The organism is Pseudomonas sp. 21LCFQ02, from assembly GCF_024129895.2.
In the GTDB taxonomy this organism is placed as follows: domain Bacteria; phylum Pseudomonadota; class Gammaproteobacteria; order Pseudomonadales; family Pseudomonadaceae; genus Aquipseudomonas.
This window is the reverse complement of sequence record NZ_CM178749.1, coordinates 4,477,716-4,500,457: the sequence shown is the minus strand read 5'-3', so window position 1 is coordinate 4,500,457 and position 22,742 is coordinate 4,477,716. Positions and strand designations below refer to the sequence as shown.

22 protein-coding genes and 1 pseudogene are annotated in these 22,742 nt (G+C 59.8%); 14 read left to right on the top strand and 9 right to left on the bottom strand.

Going from position 1 to position 22,742, the window contains the following annotated elements; translation table 11 throughout:
• The first annotated feature begins 20 nt into the window (after positions 1 to 20).
• Positions 21 to 1,211 (top strand): MFS transporter, encoded by a 1,191-nt coding sequence (locus NJC40_RS20495; RefSeq protein ID WP_253141255.1) that lies wholly within the window; start codon positions 21 to 23, stop codon positions 1,209 to 1,211.
• 70 nt (positions 1,212 to 1,281) lie between these two features.
• On the opposite strand, the gene NJC40_RS20490 is transcribed toward NJC40_RS20495, so the two are convergent.
• A complete protein-coding gene (locus NJC40_RS20490) occupies positions 1,282 to 2,637 on the bottom strand; it encodes an amidohydrolase family protein (protein ID WP_253141254.1) in 1,356 nt (451 codons plus the stop codon).
• A 291-nt stretch (positions 2,638 to 2,928) separates the two neighbouring features.
• Here NJC40_RS20490 and NJC40_RS20485 point away from each other — a divergent pair, with 291 nt between their 5' ends.
• The 4 genes from NJC40_RS20485 (at position 2,929) to NJC40_RS20470 (ending at position 5,313) form a co-directional block, all read left to right on the top strand.
• Complete coding sequence (locus NJC40_RS20485; RefSeq protein ID WP_253141252.1) at positions 2,929 to 3,798, top strand: sugar phosphate isomerase/epimerase family protein; 870 nt, start codon at positions 2,929 to 2,931, stop codon at positions 3,796 to 3,798.
• Positions 3,799 to 4,009: 211 nt separating this feature from the next.
• On the top strand, positions 4,010 to 4,297 hold the full coding sequence (locus NJC40_RS20480; protein ID WP_253118018.1) for a chorismate mutase: 288 nt from the start codon (positions 4,010 to 4,012) through the stop codon (positions 4,295 to 4,297).
• Between the two features lie 45 nt (positions 4,298 to 4,342).
• Positions 4,343 to 4,957, top strand: a complete 615-nt coding sequence (locus NJC40_RS20475; protein WP_253141250.1) for a dTMP kinase — start codon at positions 4,343 to 4,345, stop codon at positions 4,955 to 4,957.
• Positions 4,954 to 5,313: a TfoX/Sxy family protein gene (locus NJC40_RS20470; protein ID WP_253141249.1), complete on the top strand. Its 360-nt coding sequence runs from the start codon at positions 4,954 to 4,956 to the stop codon at positions 5,311 to 5,313. Before NJC40_RS20475 ends, NJC40_RS20470 begins: the two co-directional genes overlap by 4 nt.
• A 3-nt stretch (positions 5,314 to 5,316) precedes the next feature.
• Here the strand turns inward: NJC40_RS20470 and NJC40_RS20465 are convergent, their stop codons facing one another.
• On the bottom strand, positions 5,317 to 6,213 hold the full coding sequence (locus NJC40_RS20465) for a LysR family transcriptional regulator (protein ID WP_253141247.1): 897 nt from the start codon (positions 6,211 to 6,213) through the stop codon (positions 5,317 to 5,319).
• Between the two features lie 146 nt (positions 6,214 to 6,359).
• Between NJC40_RS20465 and NJC40_RS20460 the strand changes: the two genes are divergently transcribed.
• The 7 genes from NJC40_RS20460 to accC all read left to right on the top strand — a co-directional run bounded on the left by NJC40_RS20460 (position 6,360) and on the right by accC (position 12,640).
• The gene (locus tag NJC40_RS20460; protein WP_253141245.1) at positions 6,360 to 6,785 is read left to right on the top strand and encodes a VOC family protein; all 426 of its coding nucleotides are present in this window, start codon (positions 6,360 to 6,362) and stop codon (positions 6,783 to 6,785) included.
• Between the two features lie 219 nt (positions 6,786 to 7,004).
• Complete coding sequence (locus NJC40_RS20455; RefSeq protein WP_253141243.1) at positions 7,005 to 8,315, top strand: MFS transporter; 1,311 nt, start codon at positions 7,005 to 7,007, stop codon at positions 8,313 to 8,315.
• Positions 8,316 to 8,335: 20 nt separating this feature from the next.
• Positions 8,336 to 9,091 carry a 5-oxoprolinase subunit PxpB gene (pxpB, locus tag NJC40_RS20450; protein ID WP_253141241.1) on the top strand — a complete coding sequence of 252 codons (756 nt, stop codon included), beginning with the start codon at positions 8,336 to 8,338 and terminating at the stop codon, positions 9,089 to 9,091.
• Positions 9,088 to 10,032 carry a 5-oxoprolinase subunit C family protein gene (locus NJC40_RS20445; protein WP_253141239.1) on the top strand — a complete coding sequence of 315 codons (945 nt, stop codon included), beginning with the start codon at positions 9,088 to 9,090 and terminating at the stop codon, positions 10,030 to 10,032. The genes pxpB and NJC40_RS20445 overlap by 4 nt, the downstream gene beginning before the upstream one ends.
• On the top strand, positions 10,025 to 10,789 hold the full coding sequence (locus tag NJC40_RS20440) for a LamB/YcsF family protein (RefSeq protein ID WP_253141238.1): 765 nt from the start codon (positions 10,025 to 10,027) through the stop codon (positions 10,787 to 10,789). Before NJC40_RS20445 ends, NJC40_RS20440 begins: the two co-directional genes overlap by 8 nt.
• 35 nt (positions 10,790 to 10,824) lie before the next feature.
• Complete coding sequence (gene accB, locus NJC40_RS20435; RefSeq protein ID WP_253141236.1) at positions 10,825 to 11,268, top strand: acetyl-CoA carboxylase biotin carboxyl carrier protein; 444 nt, start codon at positions 10,825 to 10,827, stop codon at positions 11,266 to 11,268.
• 10 nt (positions 11,269 to 11,278) lie between these two features.
• Positions 11,279 to 12,640: an acetyl-CoA carboxylase biotin carboxylase subunit gene (gene accC, locus NJC40_RS20430; protein ID WP_253141234.1), complete on the top strand. Its 1,362-nt coding sequence runs from the start codon at positions 11,279 to 11,281 to the stop codon at positions 12,638 to 12,640.
• Between the two features lie 197 nt (positions 12,641 to 12,837).
• Here the strand turns inward: accC and NJC40_RS20425 are convergent, their stop codons facing one another.
• From NJC40_RS20425 to glyA, 6 genes and pseudogenes are all read right to left on the bottom strand, one after another.
• Positions 12,838 to 13,899, bottom strand: coding sequence for an RNA-guided endonuclease InsQ/TnpB family protein (locus NJC40_RS20425; protein WP_253141231.1), 1,062 nt, complete (start codon positions 13,897 to 13,899; stop codon positions 12,838 to 12,840).
• A 73-nt stretch (positions 13,900 to 13,972) separates the two neighbouring features.
• Positions 13,973 to 14,827 (bottom strand): annotated as a pseudogene (locus tag NJC40_RS20420) (GntT/GntP/DsdX family permease); the annotation flags it as partial.
• Between the two features lie 157 nt (positions 14,828 to 14,984).
• Positions 14,985 to 15,881, bottom strand: a complete 897-nt coding sequence (gene purU, locus NJC40_RS20415) for a formyltetrahydrofolate deformylase (protein WP_045491287.1) — start codon at positions 15,879 to 15,881, stop codon at positions 14,985 to 14,987.
• Positions 15,882 to 15,892: 11 nt separating this feature from the next.
• Positions 15,893 to 16,795, bottom strand: coding sequence for a bifunctional methylenetetrahydrofolate dehydrogenase/methenyltetrahydrofolate cyclohydrolase FolD (gene folD, locus NJC40_RS20410; protein WP_045491284.1), 903 nt, complete (start codon positions 16,793 to 16,795; stop codon positions 15,893 to 15,895).
• Positions 16,796 to 16,899: 104 nt separating this feature from the next.
• The gene (dsdA, locus tag NJC40_RS20405) at positions 16,900 to 18,231 is read right to left on the bottom strand and encodes a D-serine ammonia-lyase (RefSeq protein ID WP_253141230.1); all 1,332 of its coding nucleotides are present in this window, start codon (positions 18,229 to 18,231) and stop codon (positions 16,900 to 16,902) included.
• A gap of 63 nt (positions 18,232 to 18,294) precedes the next feature.
• On the bottom strand, positions 18,295 to 19,566 hold the full coding sequence (gene glyA / locus NJC40_RS20400; RefSeq protein WP_253141228.1) for a serine hydroxymethyltransferase: 1,272 nt from the start codon (positions 19,564 to 19,566) through the stop codon (positions 18,295 to 18,297).
• Positions 19,567 to 19,710: 144 nt separating this feature from the next.
• On the opposite strand from glyA, the gene NJC40_RS20395 reads away from it, so the two are divergent.
• Positions 19,711 to 20,610 carry a LysR family transcriptional regulator gene (locus tag NJC40_RS20395; protein ID WP_253141227.1) on the top strand — a complete coding sequence of 300 codons (900 nt, stop codon included), beginning with the start codon at positions 19,711 to 19,713 and terminating at the stop codon, positions 20,608 to 20,610.
• Between the two features lie 363 nt (positions 20,611 to 20,973).
• A complete protein-coding gene (locus NJC40_RS20390; RefSeq protein ID WP_253141365.1) occupies positions 20,974 to 21,996 on the top strand; it encodes an amino acid ABC transporter substrate-binding protein in 1,023 nt (340 codons plus the stop codon).
• A gap of 116 nt (positions 21,997 to 22,112) precedes the next feature.
• Here the strand turns inward: NJC40_RS20390 and NJC40_RS20385 are convergent, their stop codons facing one another.
• The gene (locus NJC40_RS20385; RefSeq protein ID WP_253141225.1) at positions 22,113 to 22,562 is read right to left on the bottom strand and encodes a hypothetical protein; all 450 of its coding nucleotides are present in this window, start codon (positions 22,560 to 22,562) and stop codon (positions 22,113 to 22,115) included.
• Between the last annotated feature and the right edge of the window lie 180 nt (positions 22,563 to 22,742).

Sequence of the window (22,742 nt, the reverse complement as noted above, 5' to 3'; positions counted from 1 at the left end):
CTGCTACACAAGGACAGCATATGCTCACCGTACTCAAGCAGTACCCCTCAGGCGTTAACCTGCTGCTGGCCAGTGCCTTCGTACTGACTCTGGGGCGGGCGATCACGCTACCGTATCTGGTGCTCTACCTGAGCAAACACTACCAGTTGAGTATCGCTGCGGTAGGCACCACGGTGGGTTGCGCGCTGGTGGCCGGGTCCTTGCTGAGCCTGTACGGCGGTTATTTGACCGACCGTCTCAAACCCTATCCGCTGATTCTGGGTTTTACCGGCTGCTTTGTCGCTGCATTCATCGGCATGTGTGTGACCTCGAACCTGATCCTGTTCTTTCTGGCGCTGGTGCTGTTCAACTTTGCCTATTCGGTGATCGACATTACTGCCAAGGCTGCTTTTGGGCGGCTGCTGCCCAGCCATGAGCAGAGCCGGGTATTTTCGTTGCGCTATACCCTGATCAACATGGCCTACGCCGTCGGTCCATTCATCGGTGCGGCGTTGGCGGGGGTTAACATGAGCCTGCCGTTTGTGCTGTCGGCAGCGCTCGGCGCGGGGTTCTTCTGGCTGTACATCCGCTACGGCGACCGCGAGCTGGGCTGCGCGCCGGCCCAGACCACGCCATTTTCCTTCGCCCAGGTCGGCAAGGTGCTGCTCAACGACCGGCGCCTGGTGTGCTTCACCCTGGGCGGCATTCTCAGCGCCGTGGTGTTCGGTCAGTTCAGTGCCTATTTGTCGCAATACCTGGTGGTGACCAGCGACCCGCAGCGGGTTTATTCGGTGATCACCACCTTGCTGGCGGTCAATGCGTGCGGGGTAATTACCTTGCAATACTGGGTCGGCAAACGCATCGACTCGCAACACCTGACCCGTTGGCTGATGGCCGGGCTGGCACTGTTTCTCGCAGGTTTGGCCGGTTTCTCCATGGCCCAGAGCCTGACCGCCTGGGCCTTTGCCATGCTGCTGTTTACCCTTGGCGAAATCATTGTGTTCCCTGCCGAGTACATGTTCATCGACCGTATCGCCCCGGCGTCGCTGCGCGGCATGTACTTCGCGGCACAGAACCTGTCCAACCTTGGCGGGGCACTGGGGCCGATTGTCTGCGGTCTGGTGCTCGCCGTCTGGCCGGCGCCGATGATGTTCTATGTGCTGGCAGGTTTTCTGATTGTCGGGGGCGCGCTGTACCTGCTGGGCGGGTCTTTGAGTGAAACGCGTCGGTAAAAGATAACGATCAGTCAGGCAATACACAGCTGTAGCGCACAATCCAGGCGCCAACCGCGCTGATTGCACCTTACTGACTGCGCTCTACCAGACCACGAGCGGCCTCGGCGGACTCCCGCAACAGCTGCGGCATATCCACCCCCTCCAGCCGGCCGTGTTGCTTGATCACGCGGCCATCTACCAACACCGTGCTGACGTTTTCAGGCCGCGCCGAGTAGACCAGCAACGCGGCGGGATCACCGCCTGCAAAACCGGCCAGGTTCAGCGCCGTCAGGTCGATGATCTGTACATCAGCCCGTTTGCCCGGTGTCAGGGTACCGGTCTGCTTCTCCAGCCCGAGGGATTCAGCACCACCGCGGGTCGCCATTGCCAGCAGGCTGCGCGGGTCCGGGGCGCGCTCGTCGCGCTGGCTGCCGCTCCAGGTCAGAGCGACCAGGCGCAGGGTGGCGAACATGTCGGCACTGCCCGCCAACGAGTTGCCATCAATGCCCAGGCCCTGACGCCGCACGGCAGCGAACCGGTCCAGCGCGGTCAGGCCATAGCCGACACGGTGTTCGCTCAAAGGCGTCAGGGCCAGACTGCCGCCGGCTTTTTCCAGCGCCTGCAATTGCGCGGCAGTGGCGTCGGTGGCATGCACGATTGTCAGCCCGGGATACAGATAACCGCGCTTGATCAACGCGTCGAACATCGGCCCTGGCTCGCCGCTGACATGCACCTGGATCGGCAGGCCCAGGCGTCGCGCTGTGTCGTATTCGGCTTGGCGCATGGTCCAGTTAGCCGCATCGCCACGGTCACGCGGCAGACGCCAGGCGAGGCCAAGCTGTACCCGTGCTTCGCTGCCTTGGCGTCTGGCCAGGTTTTGTAGTTGTTGCAGGTCGATGGGCTGTCTGGTGGTCTTGTCCGGCCCGCCGTAGAACATCGTCGCCCGGATACCTGCATCCTGCAGCGCCCTTAACCCGGCCTCGCCATGGGCCGGCGAGCGCACGTTATCGAAAAAATCCCCTGTGGCGGTAATGCCGCCGTGGAGCAGTTCCAGCGCACCCAGACGCATCGCAGCATAGGTATCCTCAGGCGTCATCGCAGCTGCCAGTCGGGAGCTGACCGGAAAAAACTGCCCCTGCTGGTTACGAAACTGCCCACGCATCAGCGTTACATAAAGATGGTTATGCGCATCGACAAAGCCTGGCAGTACCACTTGCCCGCGGGCATCGATACGCCGGGCATTTCCGGCTTGCAGGTCACGGCCTACGGCAACGATACGACCGTCACGGATCAGCACTTCACCGTTATCAAGATCGCCCAGTGCCGGATCCATGGTCATCACCCGACCGCCGTGAATCAGCACGGCCTCGGGTGAGTCCTGAGCCATGGCGGACTGGCACAACGTAAACAACAGCAACAGCACAGCGGCGATCGGTGATTTCACAGGCACGGTCCTTGTTCAGCAAAAAAGAGAAGGGCAGCCTAAAAGCAGACAGGCCCCGAAGCAGTGCGTTCGCATGGGCTTTCATGCAAGGAGCAATCTGAGCGAAGGCTCTACCACGGGTGTCTGGGAACCGTAGCGAATGATCCGAATGAACGCCAACCGCAGCCGCACCCGATAACGGGCCATCACGCAATTGACAGCCTTGCTTGGCAACGCATAAATTCCTGCCATTGAGGCGTGTAACCGGTTACACGCGGAAACGGATTCCCTGTCACTCAAAAGGAAGTTGCGATGCGTTTGATCAAGAAACTGGCGCTGGTCACTGTGGTTGCCAGCAGCCTGCTCAATGGCTGCCCGCTTATGGCGTCACCTGGCGCAGATAGCAAAATTGCCCTGCAGATGTACACCCTGCGCAATGTCGGCACGCTCGACCAGCAGTTTCTGATGGCTCGTAATGCCGGGTTCACGGCGGTGGAGCTGGTTGGCGATCAAGGCGTCAGCAGTGCCGAGCTGAACCGGCTGCTGGCCCAGTACAACCTCTCAGTCACTTCCGCACACGTACAACTGGACGCCTTGCGCAGCCAGATGGCTCAGACCATTGCTTTCAATCAGGCGATTGGCAACAAGGTGCTGGTGGTGCCTTACCTGCAACCGGCCGATCGCCCGAGCGACGCGGCGGGCTGGAAGAGGCTCGGTAAAGAACTCAACGCGCTGGGCAGCACCTTGCGCAAAAGCGGCCTGCGGCTGGCATATCACAACCACGATTTCGAAATGAAAACCTTTCGTGGCAGGACCGGCTTTGAGCTGATGGTGGACGCCACCCGCGCAGAAAACCTGGCGCTGGAGATCGATGCCGCCTGGGTGTTCCGTGGTGGTCAGGACCCGGTCAGGCTGATCCACCGTTATGCAGACCGCCTGTTTGCCCTGCATGCCAAGGACAACTCAGGCATCGGCCTGCGCGACGACGAGATGAATTTTGCCCCTGTGGGGGAAGGCTTGCTGGCCTGGGACGAGATTGTCAGCGTGGCGCAGCAACGGGCCAGACCGGTGTATGTGGTCGAGCATGACTTGCCCAAGGATGCCGATGCGATTATCCGCGCCTCGAAACTGAGCCTGGAGCGGGAACTGGCTCAAGCGTGGCGCGGCAGGAAACTCGACTAAGGCAGGGCAAATCAGGAGCAATGTGCGACCTCTCACCGCCAGCGCAAATCGAGCCTGCACCAATTGACCTGATTACGGCTGGGCTGCACATGACGCTTGAGCAGGTGTTTGTGCAGTCGCAGGCACAAAGTCGCAATGCGCTAAGGGCCTTCTGGTGTAGGGTGTGTCCGATTCTGGCCGTCAATCTACTAACAACCTGGAGGCAACCTGCGTGAGCAGCCATGAACTCGGACAATTAAGAGCAGAGATCGATGATCTGGATGAGCAGATCATCAAACTCCTGGGGCAGCGTTTCATCGCCACTGGCAAGGTTGGCGTGATCAAGGCAGCACAGAGCCTGGAGGCAATAGACCCGGCCCGTGAAGCCGCGCAAGCGCAGCGTTACAGCGCATTGGCCGAACGTTATGGCGTTGATGTTGACCTTACGCAAAAACTGTTCAGGGGCGTGATCGACGAAGTCGTGGCCAATCACCGGGTCATTCGCGAGAACGCCTCGTGAATGCCAGGCGCTCTCTGAATTGATCCGCGACCTGAGCCTTGCACAATGAACCGCTCGCTGTTTATTTCAATGGATGGGCCGAAGGGCACCGGCAAGACCACCTTGCTGGAAGCCGTGACCAAAGCCCTGCGGGCTGACGGTAAAAAAGTCATTCGCCTGTCTGAAAGAAACCTCGATCCCCATCGGGGCGAAATCATGGCGCTGGTGAACACGCTGGCCAGAAACCCGTGCCCGGACCTGGAATGGCAGGTCTGTGAACGCCTGGCCGACAGCCGCGCCTGGATTTCTCTTAACGTGCTGCCAGAGCAACCCGCAAACAGCATCATCCTGATTGATCGCTGGTACCCGTCCGACGCCGCATTTCGCCGCAACGTGCCGTTTGATCAGATTCTGCGGTTGAATATCGAACGTGGCGTGCAAATCCCGGACCTGCATATCGGGGTTGTCACCGCGCCGGAAATTTCATGGGCGAGGGCGGCGGCACGTACACGGGGGCTGAGCAGCACGGTGATTCATCGGCTCGACGAGCATGCGGCCTGCACCGAAGCGTTCGAGCGTGCGGTTGACGAGCATGGCTGGGTGTTGTGCCGTAATGAGGGGACAATCGAGGAGGCGACCAGGCAGGTGGTTGCACACATCATCAGGAGCGCTCGAACATGAACGAACTCGCCGCCTACATCGAAGACGTTTTCGCTCTGTTCGGGCCTGTATCCCTGCGCCGGATGTTCGGCGGGCACGGGATCTTTCGCGATGGGGTGATGTTCGGCCTGGTGTTTGACGGCACGCTGTACCTGAAGGCCGATGCAGAAAATGTCGCCGCCTTCGAACAGCAAGGGCTTGAGCAGTTTACTTACGCCCGGCAAGGCAAACTCGTCGGGCTGTCTTACTACCGGGCGCCGGATCACCTGATGGAAGATCCCCATGACGCTGTACGCTGGGCGCAAGGCTCGTTTGCAGCGGCGCTGCGCGCCGATCGTAAACGTGCACAGCGAACCAAACGCCCCCCGGCGTTTTAACACTCAAGCTGCTGGTGAAGTGCCAGGCGCAATCTGCCGGGCCAGCGCTTCAATCTGTCCGGCCAGAATCATTACCGGTTCGTTCATGTTGCGATTGTGGTGATGCACCAGGCCGATGTTTCGGTAGAACGTGTGTTCGCCCAGATCCAGGCCGCGTACACCTTGCGGCCAGGCCACATGCCCGAGTGTTTCCGGAACCAGGGCCACACCGACGCCATTGGCCACCAGTTTCACGATCGCATCGAGTTCATCCAGTTCGCTCACTTCACGCGGAGTGAAATGCATCTTGCGCAGGAAGCGATCCACTTGCCGCCCACCGAAAGAGGTGCGGTCGTAGCGGATGAAAGCCTGCGAGGTGATCAACTCGGCCCAGTCATCGTTAGGCGTATTTTCCGGCACCAGCAGACGGTAGGGCTCCTTGGCCAGCGGCACCCATTTCAGGTCACTCTGCAATGAGAACGCCGGTTGGATGATCACCGCCAGATCAATCTCGCCGGCATCGACCTGGTCGAGCAGTTCCATCGACAGCCCAGGCAGGATTCGACTGCGGAAATTCGGCCATTGATGATGAAAACTGGCCAGGGCACTGGGCAGCAGCATGCGTTGTATCGAGGCGATGGCGCCCATGGTCACCCGCTGCGGCGCCTGGGTTTCCGGGGCAGGGGAGCCGAGGTTGTTGTACATGCGGATCAGCTCGTGCGCCTGTTGCAGGGTTTGGTAACCCACTGCGTTGAGCTGGGCGCTACGCCCGCTGCGATCGAATAACTCCAGGCCCAGCTCAGACTCCAGGCGCGCAATCTGGGCGCTCACGGCAGCCTGGGTGAGGCCGATCTTGTGCGCCGCAGCGGCAAATGTGCCTTCACGGGATACGGCAATCAGGGTCTTGAGCTCGCGGATCATTGATAAATATTCTTTGTTGATTTCCAAAAAATATATTGTTTTTTTTGTTTTCCGGCTAGCCCTATGATGAATTCACGGCATGCAGTCGGGCGCCAGGCCCGCGCGGCCTGAAGCGTCCAATAAAACGATAAAGTCCGGAGTCACTGATGAGCCTTTCTCCTTTCCACCTCGCGATTCCTGTTTACGACCTTCCTGCGGCACGCGCGTTTTATGGCGAAACATTTGGCTTGCCTGAAGGCCGCTCGGCGGCGACCTGGGTCGACTTCGATTTCTATGGCCACCAACTGGTGATTCACGAGCATCCCAAGACCGCAAGCCAGGAGTCTGTTCACACCAACCCGGTCGATGGCCATGACGTACCGGTGCCGCACTTCGGCATCATCCTGAGCTGGGATGAATGGGAAGCGCTGGCTGACCGCCTTAAAGCGCGCGAAACCCAATTCGTGATCGAACCTTACGTGCGCTTCAAAGGCCAGGTCGGCGAGCAGGCCACCATGTTCCTGTTTGACCCGTGCGGTAATGCCCTGGAGTTCAAAGCGTTCAAGGACATGAGCCTGCTGTTCGCCAAGTAAGCGATGAGACGGCACTGGACTGCACAGCCAGTGCCGCTGCTGCACCAGAACAAGAAACAGCCGAGCGCCTTTGTCGGCACATTGATTACTGCCCATCACAACCGGTTTGCGTCCCCGCAAACATATAAAACAGGCGGCCTGACCGCCTTGCTAACAATCCGTTGGTTTAGTGAATGGTGACCTATGTCTCGCGTGATATCCCAAGAGGGAGCAGCCGCTGTGGCTGCTGCCGGCTCTGATTCGCCCCCTGAAACCGCTGAAAACCCGGCGGTCAGCCGCAAAGCGGCGATCGCTGCCTGCACCGGTACTGCCGTTGAGTACTACGAGTTCGGTGTGTACGGCTACATGGCGGCGGTTATCGCACCGCTGTTCTTTCCAGGTGGTAACCCCACCGCCGCGTTACTGGCCTCGCTGGCCGTGTTTGGCAGTGCGTTTCTGACCCGCCCGCTGGGCGGAATCATCCTCGGTCGGCTGGGCGACCGCATCGGCCGTCGGGGGGTGTTGCTGACCACCGTGATTGGCATGGGGGTTTCTACCGCCCTGATCGGCTTTCTGCCAACCGCCGCGCAGGCCGGGATCATTGCGCCCATCCTGCTGGTGTTGATCCGGCTCGCCCAAGGCTTTTTTGCCGGGGCGGAAGTGGTTGGCGCTGCGGCCTTTGTTGCAGAGTCGGCACCAGCGCACCGGCGAGGGTTCTTTGGTTCCTTTACACCAGTTGGTGTGGCGCTTGGCGGCGGTACGGCGGCCTGTGTCTGCGGGATCGTCACGCTGCTGCTCAGCCCCGAAGCCCTGCAAGCCTGGGGTTGGCGGATTCCGTTCTTTTTGTGCATCCCGCTGGTGCTGCTGTCCTGCAAGATGCGCCACAACGTCGAAGAAACGCCCGAGTATCAGGAGTTTCTGAAAAAAGACCAACCGCCGGCCGCGCCGGTGCGTGAGGTGCTGAGCAAGCATCTGGGCAAGGTGGCACGGGTGGTGATTCTGGCGTTCGGGCAGAACGTCGGTTACTTCATCGGTATCGTGTTCATGAACATCTACCTGACCACTTACCTGAAGTTCGAGAAATCCCACGTCTACTGGATGATCGCCAGCATCAGCTTCATCGTCGCCGCGATGATGCCGTTCTGGGGCGGGGTTTCGGATCGCCTGGGCCGCCGTCGTACCCTGGCGATCGGTTTTACCGGCTATATCGTGCTGGTCATTCCGATGATGATGTTGATGAACGGTGCCCCGGTATGGCTAGCGGCACTGGCCTTGCTGGTCGCCACACTGCCAATGCCGATCATTCAGTCAGTCGGTTACCCCACCTACGCCGAACAATTCCCGACCCGCATCCGCTACACCGGTATGGCGATTGCCATCAACCTCGGTGCGATCATGGGGGGCGGCCTGGCGCCGTTCATGTCATCGGCATTGATCAGCGCCACCGACAATCTATTGATGCCTGGCTACTTCCTCGCCGGTGCTGCACTGCTGAGTCTGTTGTCCTTGCTGTTTCTCAAGGAAACCGCCGGCCACCAGCTTGAGCGATAATCGAAATGAGCCTATTAGAGATGACCGCCCCCCTCGACAGCGCAGCTGCCGGGCAGTGGCAGCTGTTCCCGGCCGGTGATAGCTGCCTGATCCTGAAGTTTGGCGAGGTGTTGAGCAACCAGGCCAACCGCCTGGTCGCGCAATGTGCCAGACAACTCAACGACGCAGTAATGAAGCAGGAACTGGTCGGGGTCACCGATATCGTCCCGGCAATGATCTCGGTAGGCGTGCATTACCGCCCGGAGCGGGTGCACTGCCAGGCTGATGAAAGCCCCTTTGATGCACTCAAGGCGCAGCTCGAAGCGCTGCTGCGCAAAGCCTCGACAAGCCAGATGTACGAGCCACGGTTGATAGAGATTCCGGTGTGCTACGGCGGTGACTATGGCCCGGACCTTGACGAGGTCGCAGCCTCGCTGAAGCTGACTGCGCAAGCGGTGATCGAGCTGCATTCGGGGCAGTTGCTGGATGTGTTGATGCTCGGCTTTGCGCCGGGCCATCCGTACATCGGCGTGCTGGACGAGCAACTGAACCCGCAGCGCAGAACCACGCCCCGCACCAAAGTGGCGGCTGGCAGCATCGGCCTGGCCAACCGCCAGTCGGTGATCTACCCGCTGGAGTTGCCTGGGGGCTGGAACCTGATTGGCCGCACACCGCTGACGATGTTCGATGTCTGCCGGGGCGAGCCTTGTCTATTGCAAAGTGGCGACAAGATCAGGTTCGTGCCCATTGCGCCTGCGACCTTTGAGTCGATCCAGACACAGGAGCGCCAGCGATGAGCCTTGAAGTACTCAAACCGGGCCTTTGCACCACCTTTCAGGATGCAGGCCGTAGCGGCTATCAACATATTGGCGTGCCGGTCAACGGCCCCATGGATGCCCAGGCCCAGCAACTGGCGAACCTGCTGGTGGGCAACCGGCTGGACAGCGGTACGCTGGAAATGACCCTGCAAGGGCCGGTGCTGCGCTTCGATGCCAGAGCCCTGATTGCGCTTGCCGGCGCTGATCTGGGGGCCAGGCTCAATGGCCAGGCATTGCTACCCAATCAGGCGGTCGTGGCCAGGCCAGGGGCATTGCTGGAGTTTGGTCAGCGCCGGTTCGGTGCACGGGCCTACCTGGCGGTCGCAGGTGGATTCATTGTCGAGCCCATACTCGGCAGTGTCAGCACCTATCGGCGCGGCGCCTATGCCGGTGTGCTGGGCAGGGCATTGCTGGCGGGGGATCGGCTGGGCTTTGCATCAAGCTTTCGCAACGCCCCACGGATTGTGCTGCCAGCAGCGCTGACACGCTCGGTTGAGCGTGAAGCCGAGCGGGCCATCAGGGTGATTGCCGGTGGTGAGTGGCAACACTTCACAGAGCAAGCCCGGCACAACCTGCTTAACAGCCCGTACCGCATCGGCAATGACTCGGAGCGAATGGGCTATCGCCTGCAAGGTGATCCCTTGACGCTTGAGCATCCCCTGGAACTGCTCTCCGAGGCGGTGAGCTTCGGCACGCTACAGGTGCCGCCCAGCGGCCAGCCCATTGTGCTGATGGCGGACCGGCAAACCACCGGTGGCTACCCGCGCATCGCCAATGTCATCAGCGTCGACCTGCCATTGCTGGCCCAGCGCTTGCCCGGCGATGCGGTGCGCTTTGAACTGACCACAATACAAGCGGCGCAGAGCCTTGCGGTGAAGCACGCCCGGCTACTGACCCAACTGGAGCACGCGCATGCCTGAGATCGACTTCAACAGTGACCTGGGCGAAGGCTTCGGCCTGTACCAGGCCGGCGATGATCAGGCGGTGCTGGCGCAGATCACCTCCGCCAACATCGCCTGCGGCTTTCATGCCGGCGACCCGCGGATCATGCGCCAGACAGTCGCTGCTGCCGTACAAAACGGGGTCGCCATCGGCGCCCATCCGGGCTTTGCTGACCTGCAGGGCTTCGGCCGACGCAAGATGAGCCTGAGCCCCGATGAAGCCTATGAATGCGTGCTGTTTCAGATCGGCGCCCTGAGCGCTTTCGTCTCGGCCCAGGGCACGACCTTGCAGCATGTAAAGCCCCATGGCGCCTTGTACAACCAGGCGGCGGCCGACCCGCTACTGGCCAGGGCCATTTGCGAGGCGGTGCGCGACTTCAACCCGGCACTGTATCTCTACGGCCTGGCCAACAGCGCACTCACCGATGCCGCGCAAGCCGTGGGCTTGCCGGTACGGCACGAAGTATTCGGCGACCGCACTTACCAGCCCGATGGTTCACTGACCCCACGCAGTCAGGCCAACGCGATGATCACCGATGCCGGGCAGGCTGTGGCCCAGGTGCTGTGCATGCTGCGCGAAGGTTATGTGCTGGCCGTCGACGGCAGCAAAGTGCCGGTGCGCGCCGACACCCTATGCATTCACGGTGACCAGCCTGGCGCAGCCGGCTTTGCCCAGGCCATCCGCCAGGCGCTGATCCGCGAGGGCGTAACCGTGCGTGCCCCGCAATTGACCTGACCCTTTTCTATCCATTTCTCAAAGAATAAAAGCCCATGGACCTTCAAAAGCTCAATACGCTGATTTCCATCCTGGAAAAGTCTGATGTGGACGAACTCGAAATCAAGGAAGGCGACAACTCGATTCGGGTCAGCCGGCATAACCGGACCCCGGTGCAGCATTACCACAACAGTTCCGCCGCGCCCGTAGCCGCAACCCCGGTAACCCCAACCAGCGAACCTGAGTCTGCGCACCCAACACTCAAAGGCAATGTTCTGCTTGCGCCCATGGTCGGTACGTTCTACCGCAAGAGCTCGCCGGATGCCCCTGCGTTTGCCGAGGTTGGCCAGATGGTGAAGAAGGGCGACACGCTGTGCCTGATCGAAGCGATGAAAATGATGAACCACATCGAGGCTCAGGCCAGCGGCACCATTGAGTCGATCCTGGTTGAAGATGGCCAACCGGTGGAGTTCAACCAGCCACTGTTTTCCATCGTCTGAGGTGCGCAGCATGTCGAGCAAAACGCTGCATAAAGTCCTCATCGCCAACCGTGGCGAAATCGCCCTGCGCATCGTCCGGGCCTGTAAGGAAATGGGCATCAAAACCGTGGCGGTGTACTCCACCGCCGACAGCGAACTGATGCACTTGGGCCTGGCCGACGAGACCGTCTGTATCGGCCCGGCACCTTCGGCCAAGTCGTACCTCAGCGTGCCGGCGATCATCGCCGCCGCCGAGGTGACTGGCGCGACTGCGATTCATCCTGGCTATGGCTTTCTCGCCGAGAGCGCGGATTTTGCCGAGCAGGTCGAGCAATCGGGCTTCACCTTCATCGGCCCCAAGGCAGAGACCATTCGCCTGATGGGGGACAAGGTTTCCGCCAAGGCCGCTATGAAACGCGCCGGGGTGCCCACGGTGCCCGGCTCGGACGGTCCTCTGCCGGAGGATGAGCAACAGGCGTTGGCGATTGCCCGTGAGGTGGGTTACCCGGTGATCATCAAAGCAGCGGGAGGCGGAGGCGGCCGTGGTATGCGCGTGGTGCACCACGAAGATGACCTGATTAAATCGGCAAAACTGACCCGCAGCGAGGCCGGCGCGGCATTTGGCAACCCGATGGTCTACCTGGAGAAATTCCTCGGCAACCCACGCCACGTTGAAGTACAGGTGCTCTCGGACGGGCAGGGCAATGCGGTGCATCTGCATGACCGCGACTGTTCGTTGCAACGCCGCCACCAGAAAGTGCTGGAAGAAGCGCCTGCGCCGGATATCGATGAACAGGCGAGGGCGCAGGTGCTGCAACGCTGTGTCGAGGCCTGCATCGAGATCGGCTATCGGGGCGCCGGGACCTTCGAGTTTCTCTATGAAGATGACCGCTTTTACTTCATCGAGATGAACACCCGGGTGCAGGTCGAACATCCCGTGACCGAGATGATTACCGGCGTGGATATCGTCAGGGAGATGCTCAGCATCGCGGCGGGCAATCCGTTGTCGATCCGGCAAACCGATGTAAAGGTGCTCGGCCATGCCCTGGAATGCCGGATCAATGCCGAAGACCCCGACACCTTCATGCCCAGCCCCGGCAAGGTGCAGCAGTACCACCCACCCGGCGGCAACGGCATTCGCGTTGACTCCCACCTGTACAGCGGTTACCGCGTGCCACCGAACTACGATTCACTGATCGGCAAGGTCATCAGCCATGCGCCGACCCGCGATGGAGCCATGGCGCGTATGCGCAATGCGCTGGAAGAGATGGTGGTGGACGGGATCAAGACCAATATCCCACTGCATTGCCGCCTGACCCGCGATCCGGGGTTCCTGAAAGGGGCGGTGAATATTCATTATCTGGAGCATTTGCTGGCTCAGGATGAGGTCTGAGCTGACGGGGTCATGTCATTCACGGCCAGGACCGTAGTTCTCAAAAATCCTTCCATGGCCGTAGAACACGTACTCGGCGCAGTGAGCTAATGCCTTCCCTGGCCCGTTATTCAGCCGACGAAGTAATTCAGGGTCAGGGTCGCCAGCAAGGCCACCAGCGAGGCGACCAGGGTTGCACCGTTGACATCCTCCCCGCCCTAAAGGGCGCGGATTCCCACAACTGGACGCTCATGCCCGAGCGCGAGAATGTTCTTGGCGGCGTTGACGTCGCGGTCGTGGGTGGCACCGCACCCACAACAAGTCCATTCCCTTATTCCAAGCCCTGCGATACCTCTCGGCCTCGAGTCCGGCAATTGCTTGCAGCTCGAACAGGTTTGGGTGGTGTTTCTCTCGCTAACAACCTTGAAAACCGTGCCTGCGTGATCGCATTTGTATTCCAGCATGGTTTTCAATTGGCCCCAGCCGGCGTCCAGCACCGACTTGGCCATCCTGGTTTTCGCGAGTTTCAGTGAGCTCACATCGCCCACCACAATGACGCCACAACGCGCTACCAGCGCGTTGCTGAACTTATGCAGGCAATCCTTGCGGCGGTTCGCAACCTTGGCGTGAATCGCCCGCACACGAGCCTTCTTGCCGGCGCGCTGGGCCGTGCCCAGGGCGCTCTCCAGATCCCGGTAGAACCTGCCGCTTTCAAGGCGATCACCGTCGCTGCAGGTGGCCGTGGTTTTCAGTCCGAGGTCGATACCCACCGCGTCCTGGCCTGGCGATAACTGGCGGTCGACCTCGACCACGACGTTGAAATACCAGCGTCCACGGCTGTCCTCGTTGAAGCTACCGGATCTGAATTTAAAGCCCGCCAAGCCGTAGCTGTCCCAGACCTTGAAGTGCTGTTTGTTGAAGACGACCTGGCCGTTTTTCCAGACAGCAGCGCCGACCTTGAAGGGCACCCAGCCCAGACTGCGCCGGGCGCCGCCCGAGCAGCGCCAGCGGAGCTGGCGCTTTTTGAACTGCTTGCGCCGTGTGACATATTCGTCGGCAACAGCCTGCACCGATTGGCTGTGCAGCCCCAGGTCCTTGCCGGCCCCGTTGGTGTACTTGTGAATGTCGAACGCCGACAGAAAACGACCACGCTCACGAATCGAGCGACTGCTCAACTCGTTTACGTAGTTCCACACAAAATTCACAGCACGAGAAGCTTCACGCAGTTGCGCTGCATGCTTGTCTCGCACTCGAATCTTGAGGGTTTTGGTCGCTTTCATTTCAGTCATGAAATACAGAATGGGGGCGGTTTTATGGATCTTAACCCCTATGACCGCTTCGCGGTGGCGCTTTCATCCCCCACCTGAAGGAAAGGGCTTTTCGCGCCAGCTTGGTAAGCGGATTGCCCACGAACTGCGCCACATGTTGCACGGGCGAGTCGCTTGGCAAGCCGGCGGCTGCGGTTTTGCCGACCATCAGCAGCAAGGGCAGGGCGATGGTGAACAGGGTGATGCCCATGCCGGGCAGCACGCGCTGCACTTGCGCGGATCCGCCGTGGGAGGCAAGAAAGGCTTGCTGATGATCACTGGCGCTGCGGCTACAGAACAGCCTGACCCAGATGGGGCCCGCGATGATAATGGTTGGCACAGCGATCAGCAGGCCGTAAAGAATCACCTTGCCCACGTCGGCATGCAGCATTCCGGTAATCGCCATGGCGGCGGGGTGGGGCGGCAGAATGCAGTGGATGGTGAGCAGCGAGATGGCCAGCGGGATACCCAGGTACATCAAGTTGATCCGGGTTTCACGGGCGACCACATACACCAGCGCAATCAGCAGCACGAAGCCGACTTCGAAGAACACCGGAATACCTGCAACCGCCCCGACAATGGCCATGACCCAGTGGGCGCGTTGCGGCCCGAGGTTGTCCAGCAGGGTCTTGGCCAGGCGCTCGGCACCGCCGGACTCCTCCAGCATTTTGCCGAGGATCCCGCCCAGGCCGATAATCGCAATAAGAAAGCCCAGCGTCCCGCCGATACCGGCTTCCAGCGAAGCGACGATCCTGGCTGCCGGCATCCCCGAGCCGAACCCGACCACGAAACAGGCAATGATCAACGCGATGAACGCATGCAGTCGCACTTTCATGATCAGGAAAATGATCAGCGCAATGGAGGCGAACAAAACCCCTAACAACCAGCTAGTTTCTTGCATTGTATGTCTCGCATCTTGTTGTTTTATCGGTGCCGCGAATGGCCCGGCCACCGCAGATTGCAGGCAGCCGGGATCCACACCGGGCCGTTGGCAACGGGGCCCCAGGCACAGAGGGTGTAGCGCTGCCAGCGGCAGCCGGGAGGTTTGAAAGGGGCTATCAGCCGATGTGCTCAGCGCTGTAGGAGTCAGCCGAAGGCGCAAACACGATGGTCTTGTTCCGGTTCAGAAATACCCGGCCATGCACGTAGGCGTGAATAGCCCGGGCCAGCACCTGGCTCTCAACGTCGCGGCCCAGTGAGACGTAATCGTCAGGGCTCATCGCATGGTTGATACGTACGATGTCCTGCTCGATGATCGGCCCTTCATCAAGGTCGGCAGTGACGAAATGCGAGGTGGCGCCAATCAGCTTCACACCACGGTCAAACGCCTGCTTGTACGGGCTTGCACCTTTGAACGAAGGCAGGAACGAGTGGTGGATATTGATGATGCGCCCTGACATCTGCTGGCACATCTGATCCGAAAGGATCTGCATGTAGCGCGCCAGCACGATCAGTTCCGCCCCGGTTTCCCGCACGATGCGCATCTGCTCGGCTTCGGCCTGGGCCTTGTTTTGCGGGGTCACCTTGATGTGGTGATAGGGAATGCCATGACCTTCGACGACTTTCTGGAAGTCCAGGTGATTGGAGATCACCCCGACAATGTCGATTGGCAGTGCACCGATGCCCCAGCGGTACAACAGGTCGTTCAGGCAGTGGCCGAAGCGCGAGACCATGAGAATGACTTTGCGCTTGGTGCGCTCATCGAAGAATTCGTGGTGCATCTTGTACTTCTCAACCAGCGGCTGAAATTCCTTCTCCAGATCCTGCAACGAGCGACCTTCTTCGGAGCGGAAAGTCAGGCGCATGAAATAACGGTTGGTGCTTTCGTCGTCGAACTGGGCGCTGTCGCGAATGTTGCAGCCGCGGCTCGACAGAAAAGCAGTGAGGTCCGCCGTCACGCCGCGGATCGACGGGCAGGTAACGCAAAGTACGTAATTGTTTTTGATCGTGTTCATCTGAAATCACCTTAAACGGCAACGACGGCCTTTGTTGTTACGTGATGATGTTGGCGTTTGAACGCAGTGACCGTATTGGCCAGCAGGCAAGCGATGGTCATCGGTCCGACACCGCCAGGCACCGGCGTGATGGCGGCCGCGTGGCCGGCTTCGTCGAAGGCGACATCACCGACGATTCTTGAACGCCCATCGCGCTCGATACGGTTGATGCCCACATCGATGACCACTGCGCCGGGCTTGATCCAGTCCCCCTTGACCAGCTCCGGACAACCTGCCGCGACCACCAGAATATCGGCGCTACGGCACAGCGCAGGCACGTCCCGGCTCTTGGAGTGAGCCACTGACACGGTGCAGTTCTCGGCCATCAGCAACTGGGCCATGGGTTTGCCGACAATGTTGGACTTGCCGACCACCACGGCATTGAGGCCCTCCAGGTTGCCCAGCCGATCCTTGAGCATCATCAGGCAACCCAACGGGGTGCAAGGCACCAGAGCGTCCTGCCCGGTCGCCAGGCGACCGGCATTGAGGATATGGAAGCCATCGACATCTTTGTCGGGGTCAATGGCATTGATCACGGCATGCGTGTCCAGATGCGCAGGCAATGGCAACTGGACCAGAATGCCGTTGACTTCACTGGCCGCATTGAGCGCGTCAAGCAGCGTCATCAGGTCTGCCTGGGCCGTATCGGCAGGCAATCTGTGCACGAAAGACTGCATACCGATTGCCAGGGTCTGGCGGTGTTTGGCACTTACGTAGACCGAACTGGCCGGGTCTTCACCGACCAGCACGACCGCAAGGCCTGGGGTCAGTCCGGTAGCTGCCTTGATGTCATTCACCTCATCGGTGAGTTGATTGACAAGGGTGGCTGCAAACCCTTTCCCGTCTATGCGCTCTGCCAGGAGTGCTGTGTTCATGGCGCTATTACCTCTGAAACTGGGCGTGGGGTATTGGCGGCGTCAAACCGCAACCGCCAGGCGTGTGGCGGCGCTTGTCTGCGCGGGCTCTGGCGCTCCTACTCTCAACTGGCTGCGACCAGCGAGGCGCCGTGCGCCATGAACTGCCCGAATTGCGCTTCAGGCACAAAGGCACCGCCAGTGGTCCAGATCACGTGGGTGGCTTGGGCCAGTCTGTCGCCAAGGCCATGAGCGTGCTGGTAGGCACGGCCCTGTTCGCTGTCGACAATGAAGGCCGGCCCCGCAAAACCGGCGGTGGCCGATGGCTCAAGGCGAATGCCCTGGGTGGTCTGGGCCTGCCACAGCCAGCGAAACAGATCGTCATCGGCCACGGTGAACACACCGGACAACAGCGGTTTCATCACCTGAGCAACAAACTCGGACATACGTGCCACGGCCATGCCGTCCGCTTCGGTCTTGTTGGTCAGGCCCACGTCATAGACCGACACCAATTCCTTGGAGCCGCTCATCATGTGCACCAGCGCGCAAGGCGACTGCACTGGCTCGACGAAAAACGGGTGGGCGGCGTCGCCGAAGATCGCTTTCAGCCCGTAAGCCACGCCACCGGGTGCACCACCGATGCCACAAGGCAGGTAGATGAAAAGCGGGTGTTCAGCATCAACGCTCACACCGGCTGCCTGCAGTTGAGCGGCCAGTTCACTGGCCGCAGCGCTATAGCCGAAAAACAGCACTTGCGAGCGCTCGTCGTCGACGAAGTAGATGCTCGGGTCGGCCTCGGCATCAATGCGGGCGTGCTCCACCGCGGTGGTGTAGTCCGCCTGGTGCTGAACCACTTCCACGCCCAGCCGGGTCAGGCGTTCAACCTTCCACTGCTTGGCGTCTGCCGACATGTGCACCACGGCGCGAAAACCCAGGGCCCTGGCGGCTATACCGACGCTCAGGCCCAGGTTACCGGTGCTGCCTACGGCAATCGTGTGCTGCGCGAACAGGTGGCGGGCCTGCTCGCCGGCCAATACGGTGATGTCGCCGCCCGGCGTGAGAATCCCACGCTGTTCGGCCATCTTTTTGGCGTGCATGAACACTTCATACACGCCGCCACGGGCCTTGATCGAGCCGGCCACCGGCAGGTCGCCATCGGCCTTGACGAACAGCCGGCCGTACTTGGCGGCTGAGTAGCCGATTGCAGCGCGCAAGTCTTTGGCTTCGATCAACTGCGATTGAATACGGCCCTGGGCCTGGGCCAGATCGGGAAAACAGTGTTGCAGCAGCGGCGCCAACAGTCGCCAGTTGGCCTCGGCATCCTTGACCTGACTGGCACGCACCGGCAGCTGTGCCTGAGCGATACCATCGGCTGTCAGGTCCGGGTTGAGCCACAGCGCTGGACGGCCAGCCAGCACATCGTCGCGTGCCGGATCATTGGGAAGCTGGATTGTCATTGTTGTATTCCTGCGACTTGAAGTATTTGCGGGCCAGAAGGCACCTGGCCCGCCAAGTGATGCTCAAGGGTAGATAGGGAACTCGGCGCACAGGCCGGTCACTACCTGTTTGCTCTTTTCGATCAGCGCTGCGCGGGTGGCTTCGTCGGCACTTTGGGCCTCGAAAATGTCGGCGATCAAATGGCCGATGGCTTCGAACTCCTTGGCACCAAAACCGCGAGTGGTGCCGGCGGAAGAGCCAAGGCGCAGGCCTTTCCACTCCGATGGTTTGGCACTGTCGAACGGGATCGGGTTCTTGTTGGAGGTGATGTTGATGCTCGACAGCGCATCCTGAGCGGCCTGGCCAGTCAGGTCCTTGGAAGAAACATCGACCAGCACCACATGGGTATCGGTGCCGCCGCTGACAATGCGCACGCCGCGTTTTTGCAGCACCTCAGCCAACAGCCGGGCATTGGCCTTGACGTTGGCGCCGTAGGTCTTGAACTCATCCGTCAAGGCTTCCCCCAGGCAGACCGCCTTGCCTGCGATGGTCGCCAGGTGGGCGCTGCCCTGTACACCTGGGAACACGGCCGGCTGGATCTTCTTGAACAGGTCTTCGCGATTGGTCATCACCAGCCCGCCACGCGCACCGCGCAGGGTCTTGGTGGTGGTGCAGGTGACGATGTCGGCATGCGGAATTGGCGAAGGGTGCACACCGGCCGCCACCAGACCGGCGAAGTGGGCCATGTCGACCAGATAGGTCGCGCCTGCCTTGTCGGCAATCTGGCGCATACGGGCAAAATCGATTTCCCGTGGATATGAAGAACCGCCGCAGATGATCAGTTTGGGCTTGTGCTCCAGCGCCAGGGCTTCGACGTTGTCGTAGTCAATGCGGCCGCTTTCACGGTCCACACCGTACGACACAATGCTGAACCAACGGCCCGACTGGTTAGGCTTGGCGCCGTGGCTCAGGTGACCGCCGGATGCCAGATCCAGGCTCAGCACCACATCACCCGGTTGCAGCAGGGCAAAAAATACCGCCTGGTTGGCCTGAGTACCCGAGTGCGGCTGGACATTCACATAGCCCACGTCGAACAACTGCTTGGCACGGTCGATCGCGGCCTGCTCGATAACGTCGGCAAACTCGGCGCCGCCGTGGAAACGCTTGCCTGGGTAGCCTTCGACGGTCTTGTTGGTAATCACCGAACCCAGCGCTTCAAGCGAAGCCAGGCTGACCGAGTTCTCGGAAGCGATCAGTTCGATCTGGCCCTGCTGGCGTTTTTTTTCATCGGCCAGAGCTTTGAATACCAGTGGATCGCGTTTGGCGAGAGTGTCATTGAAGTAGGAATGGGTCATTACGGCGGCACCTTTTTTGTTTAAAGGATCGGGGTGTTTTCCAGCCTACAAGCGGTGCATAATCAAAAAAAGCGAATAATATTTCAGTGATACATAAGCAGAACTTAATGATCTGCTGCCTGTATCTGACAGGGTGGAAGGTTCATGGACATCAACAAACTGGGTGCACTTCGCGAACTGGCCGTGCGTAAGACCATGGCCGCCGTGGCCGAAGCCCTGCATGTTTCGCCCTCAGCGGTTTCGCAACAAATCTCGATGCTTGAACAAGAATTAAGTATCGATCTTATTGAGCGGCGCGGGCGCGGTGTGGAACTGACCATCGCCGGCAGGAAGTTGGTCGAAACGGCCAACCGGATTTTCGAAGAGCTTGAATCGGCGCGGGCTGACATGGCCGAGTTGAAGAAAGTCGTTGCTGGCGATATCCGGGTAGCGGCTTTTCCTTCGGTAGCGGCAGCCCTGATGCCCAAAGCGATCAAGCGGCTGCACGCAAGCTATCCGATGCTTGAAGTGCTGTTCGAGGAGATGGAGCCGGAAGAGGGGATGAATGCCCTGCGCAGCTGGCAAACCGACATCGCGATAATCGACGATTTGAACGTGCCTGCCGGCTTGCTGGACCCCGGTATCGAGATTACCCCGCTGATCGAAGACGTGTTCGACGTGATGATGTCGCCGGACCATCGGCTGGCCGGGCTGGAGCAGGTGACCTGGGCGGATCTTGAACACGAACTCTGGGTCATGGACACCGCCTCGTCGACCTATACGCGGATGCTCACCGATGCCTGCCAGCGCTCGGGCTACAGCCCCAAGATCATGGCCCGCTGCAAAGGTTACGAGGTTACCAGTGCGCTGATTCGCGAGGGCTGCGCCATTGCGATCGTTCCTGGGCTGCGCTCCCGCTTCGATATGCAAGGGGTACGGGTCTGCCGGCTGGTTCCGGAGATTCGCCGGCGGATTTCCATCGCCTACCGGCGCGGCGAAAAGAAAAGCCCGGCACTGCAGGTGTTCATCCGCTGCCTCAAGGAACACGCCCAGGCGTTCCAATGAGCACCAATCGGTAAGCCCTGCTTATGTACCCCTGAAGAATTATTCGCTTTTTATCTGATTCAACTAACGCTAGGGTTTTAGCAGGTCCGTTATTCAGCCCGTTGTTTGTCCGGTCGGACAACTAACGACGCTGGATGCAGGACGGGCCGTTAAGTAACACGTGTTGCTGAAAATAATAATAGGGCCACAGATGCCACATTCATTGTCCGTTCGTAATGTTGTCTTCGGGCCATAACAGCCTGTCTATTGTTTTCTGCCGCTGCAAATGAGTTTGGGTTTCTATCTGCCGGGTGGTTTAGCGCCGGGCTGGAAGCATCATGCTGTTTTCAAACAGGGCACTAAAAATGAAAAAAACACTACAAGATCTTGAAACGCGCTTCGTCACTGGCAGGTATTGGCCTGCTGTCGATATTGTCGCTGGACGCCATGGCGGGCGTCACTCTGGACAACATCAAGAAAAAGGGCTTTGTGCAGTGTGGTATCAGTGACGGGCTGCCCGGTTTTTCTGCCGCTGACAGCAAAGGCAACTTCCAGGGTTTTGATGTGGATGTATGCCGGGCCGTGGCGGCGGCGGTGTTTGGTGATGCAAACAAGGTCAAGTACACCCAGTTGACGGCCAAGGAGCGTTTTACGGCCTTGCAATCGGGTGAGGTGGACATGCTGTCGCGCAGCACCACCTGGACATCCTCGCGGGACGGCTCGATGGGCATCCTGTTTGCCGGCGTGGCTTACTACGATGGCCAGGGTTTTCTGGTCCACAAGAAGCTCGGCGTAAAAAGTGCCAAGGAGCTGGATGGCGCGACCTTCTGTATTCAGGCCGGCACTGTGACGGAACTCAATCTGGCTGATTACTTCCGCGCCAACGGCTTGAAATACACGCCCATCTCTTTCGACACCTCCGATGAGTCGTTTAAAGCCCTGGAGTCCGGGCGCTGCGATGTACTCACTGCCGACCAGTCACAGCTCTATGGTCAGCGTCTGAAACTCGCTGCGCCTGATGATTTCGTGGTCCTGCCTGAAGTCATCTCCAAAGAGCCGCTGACCACCGCTGTGCGGCGTGGTGACGAAGAGTGGTACTCGGTCGTGCGCTGGACCCAGATTGCCTGGCTGAACGCCGAGGAGCTGGGTGTCACTTCGAAGAATGTCAATGAACTGGCCAGGACCACCAAGAACCCTGACGTGGCGCGCCTGCTGGGCGTCGAAGGGGCACTGGGCAAGGATTTGAATTTGCCGAATGACTGGGTGGTGAAAATCGTTGCCCAGGTGGGTAACTACGGCGAGTCATTCGAGCGAAGCCTGGGGCAGGGCAGTGAGCTTAAAATCAAGCGTGGACTCAATGCGCTATGGACCCAGGGCGGCCTGCAGTACGGTCCGCCGGTTCGCTGATCATTTATTCTCGTCAAACAAACCGCTTGGGCGCTTTGGTGACCCTGCTACAGCGCCAAGCGTGTTATGAACAGTTTGCCGCCAGGCGTTATCAGCCCGGTGTGATTGATGACACGCTAATCGAAATTCCGTGTGCGCTGGCAGTTGAACACCAGATTGCTGATCTGACCGTGAGACGTACTGGCCCGTACCACAAGGCCATTAGCCTCCAGACTGCCAGCCGGAACGCTAATAGTGATCTGATGCGGTGTGCTGCTGTTGGTGTGGGCAGCGTTGTACGTCTGGAAACCGGAAAAATTGTAGCGGGCAAGACTGACGCTGTCGGCATTCACCGGGTCCCCGCCGTGGGCTTGTCCACTGTCAGTGAACGTTAAGGTCAGAGTATCTCCAGCTAAAAAATCCGATGCCGGGTATCTATTTTTAGCAAGTGACAATGAGGTGGCGCCCGATAAATCGTTAACAGCCGCACAGCCGTCTGACAACGCGAATGCCGGAGACACAGAAAACACGGTGCAGAGACCAACAGCCAACCCGATACAGAGTTGCCTGGAAAATACATTGCTCATCGTTCACCTACACATTGTGAATATCCTTGTAGGCATCGGCGCGGTATTGCTGGACTTTAAAATCTATCGTGTAGGTCGATTGGCATGTACTGAAGCCAGGCCCGAGGCTTATGGGCACGTTTAAATTGCAGGAGCGAGCTGGCTCGCGAAAGGGCCGGAAAAATCAGCACATCGCGGTGG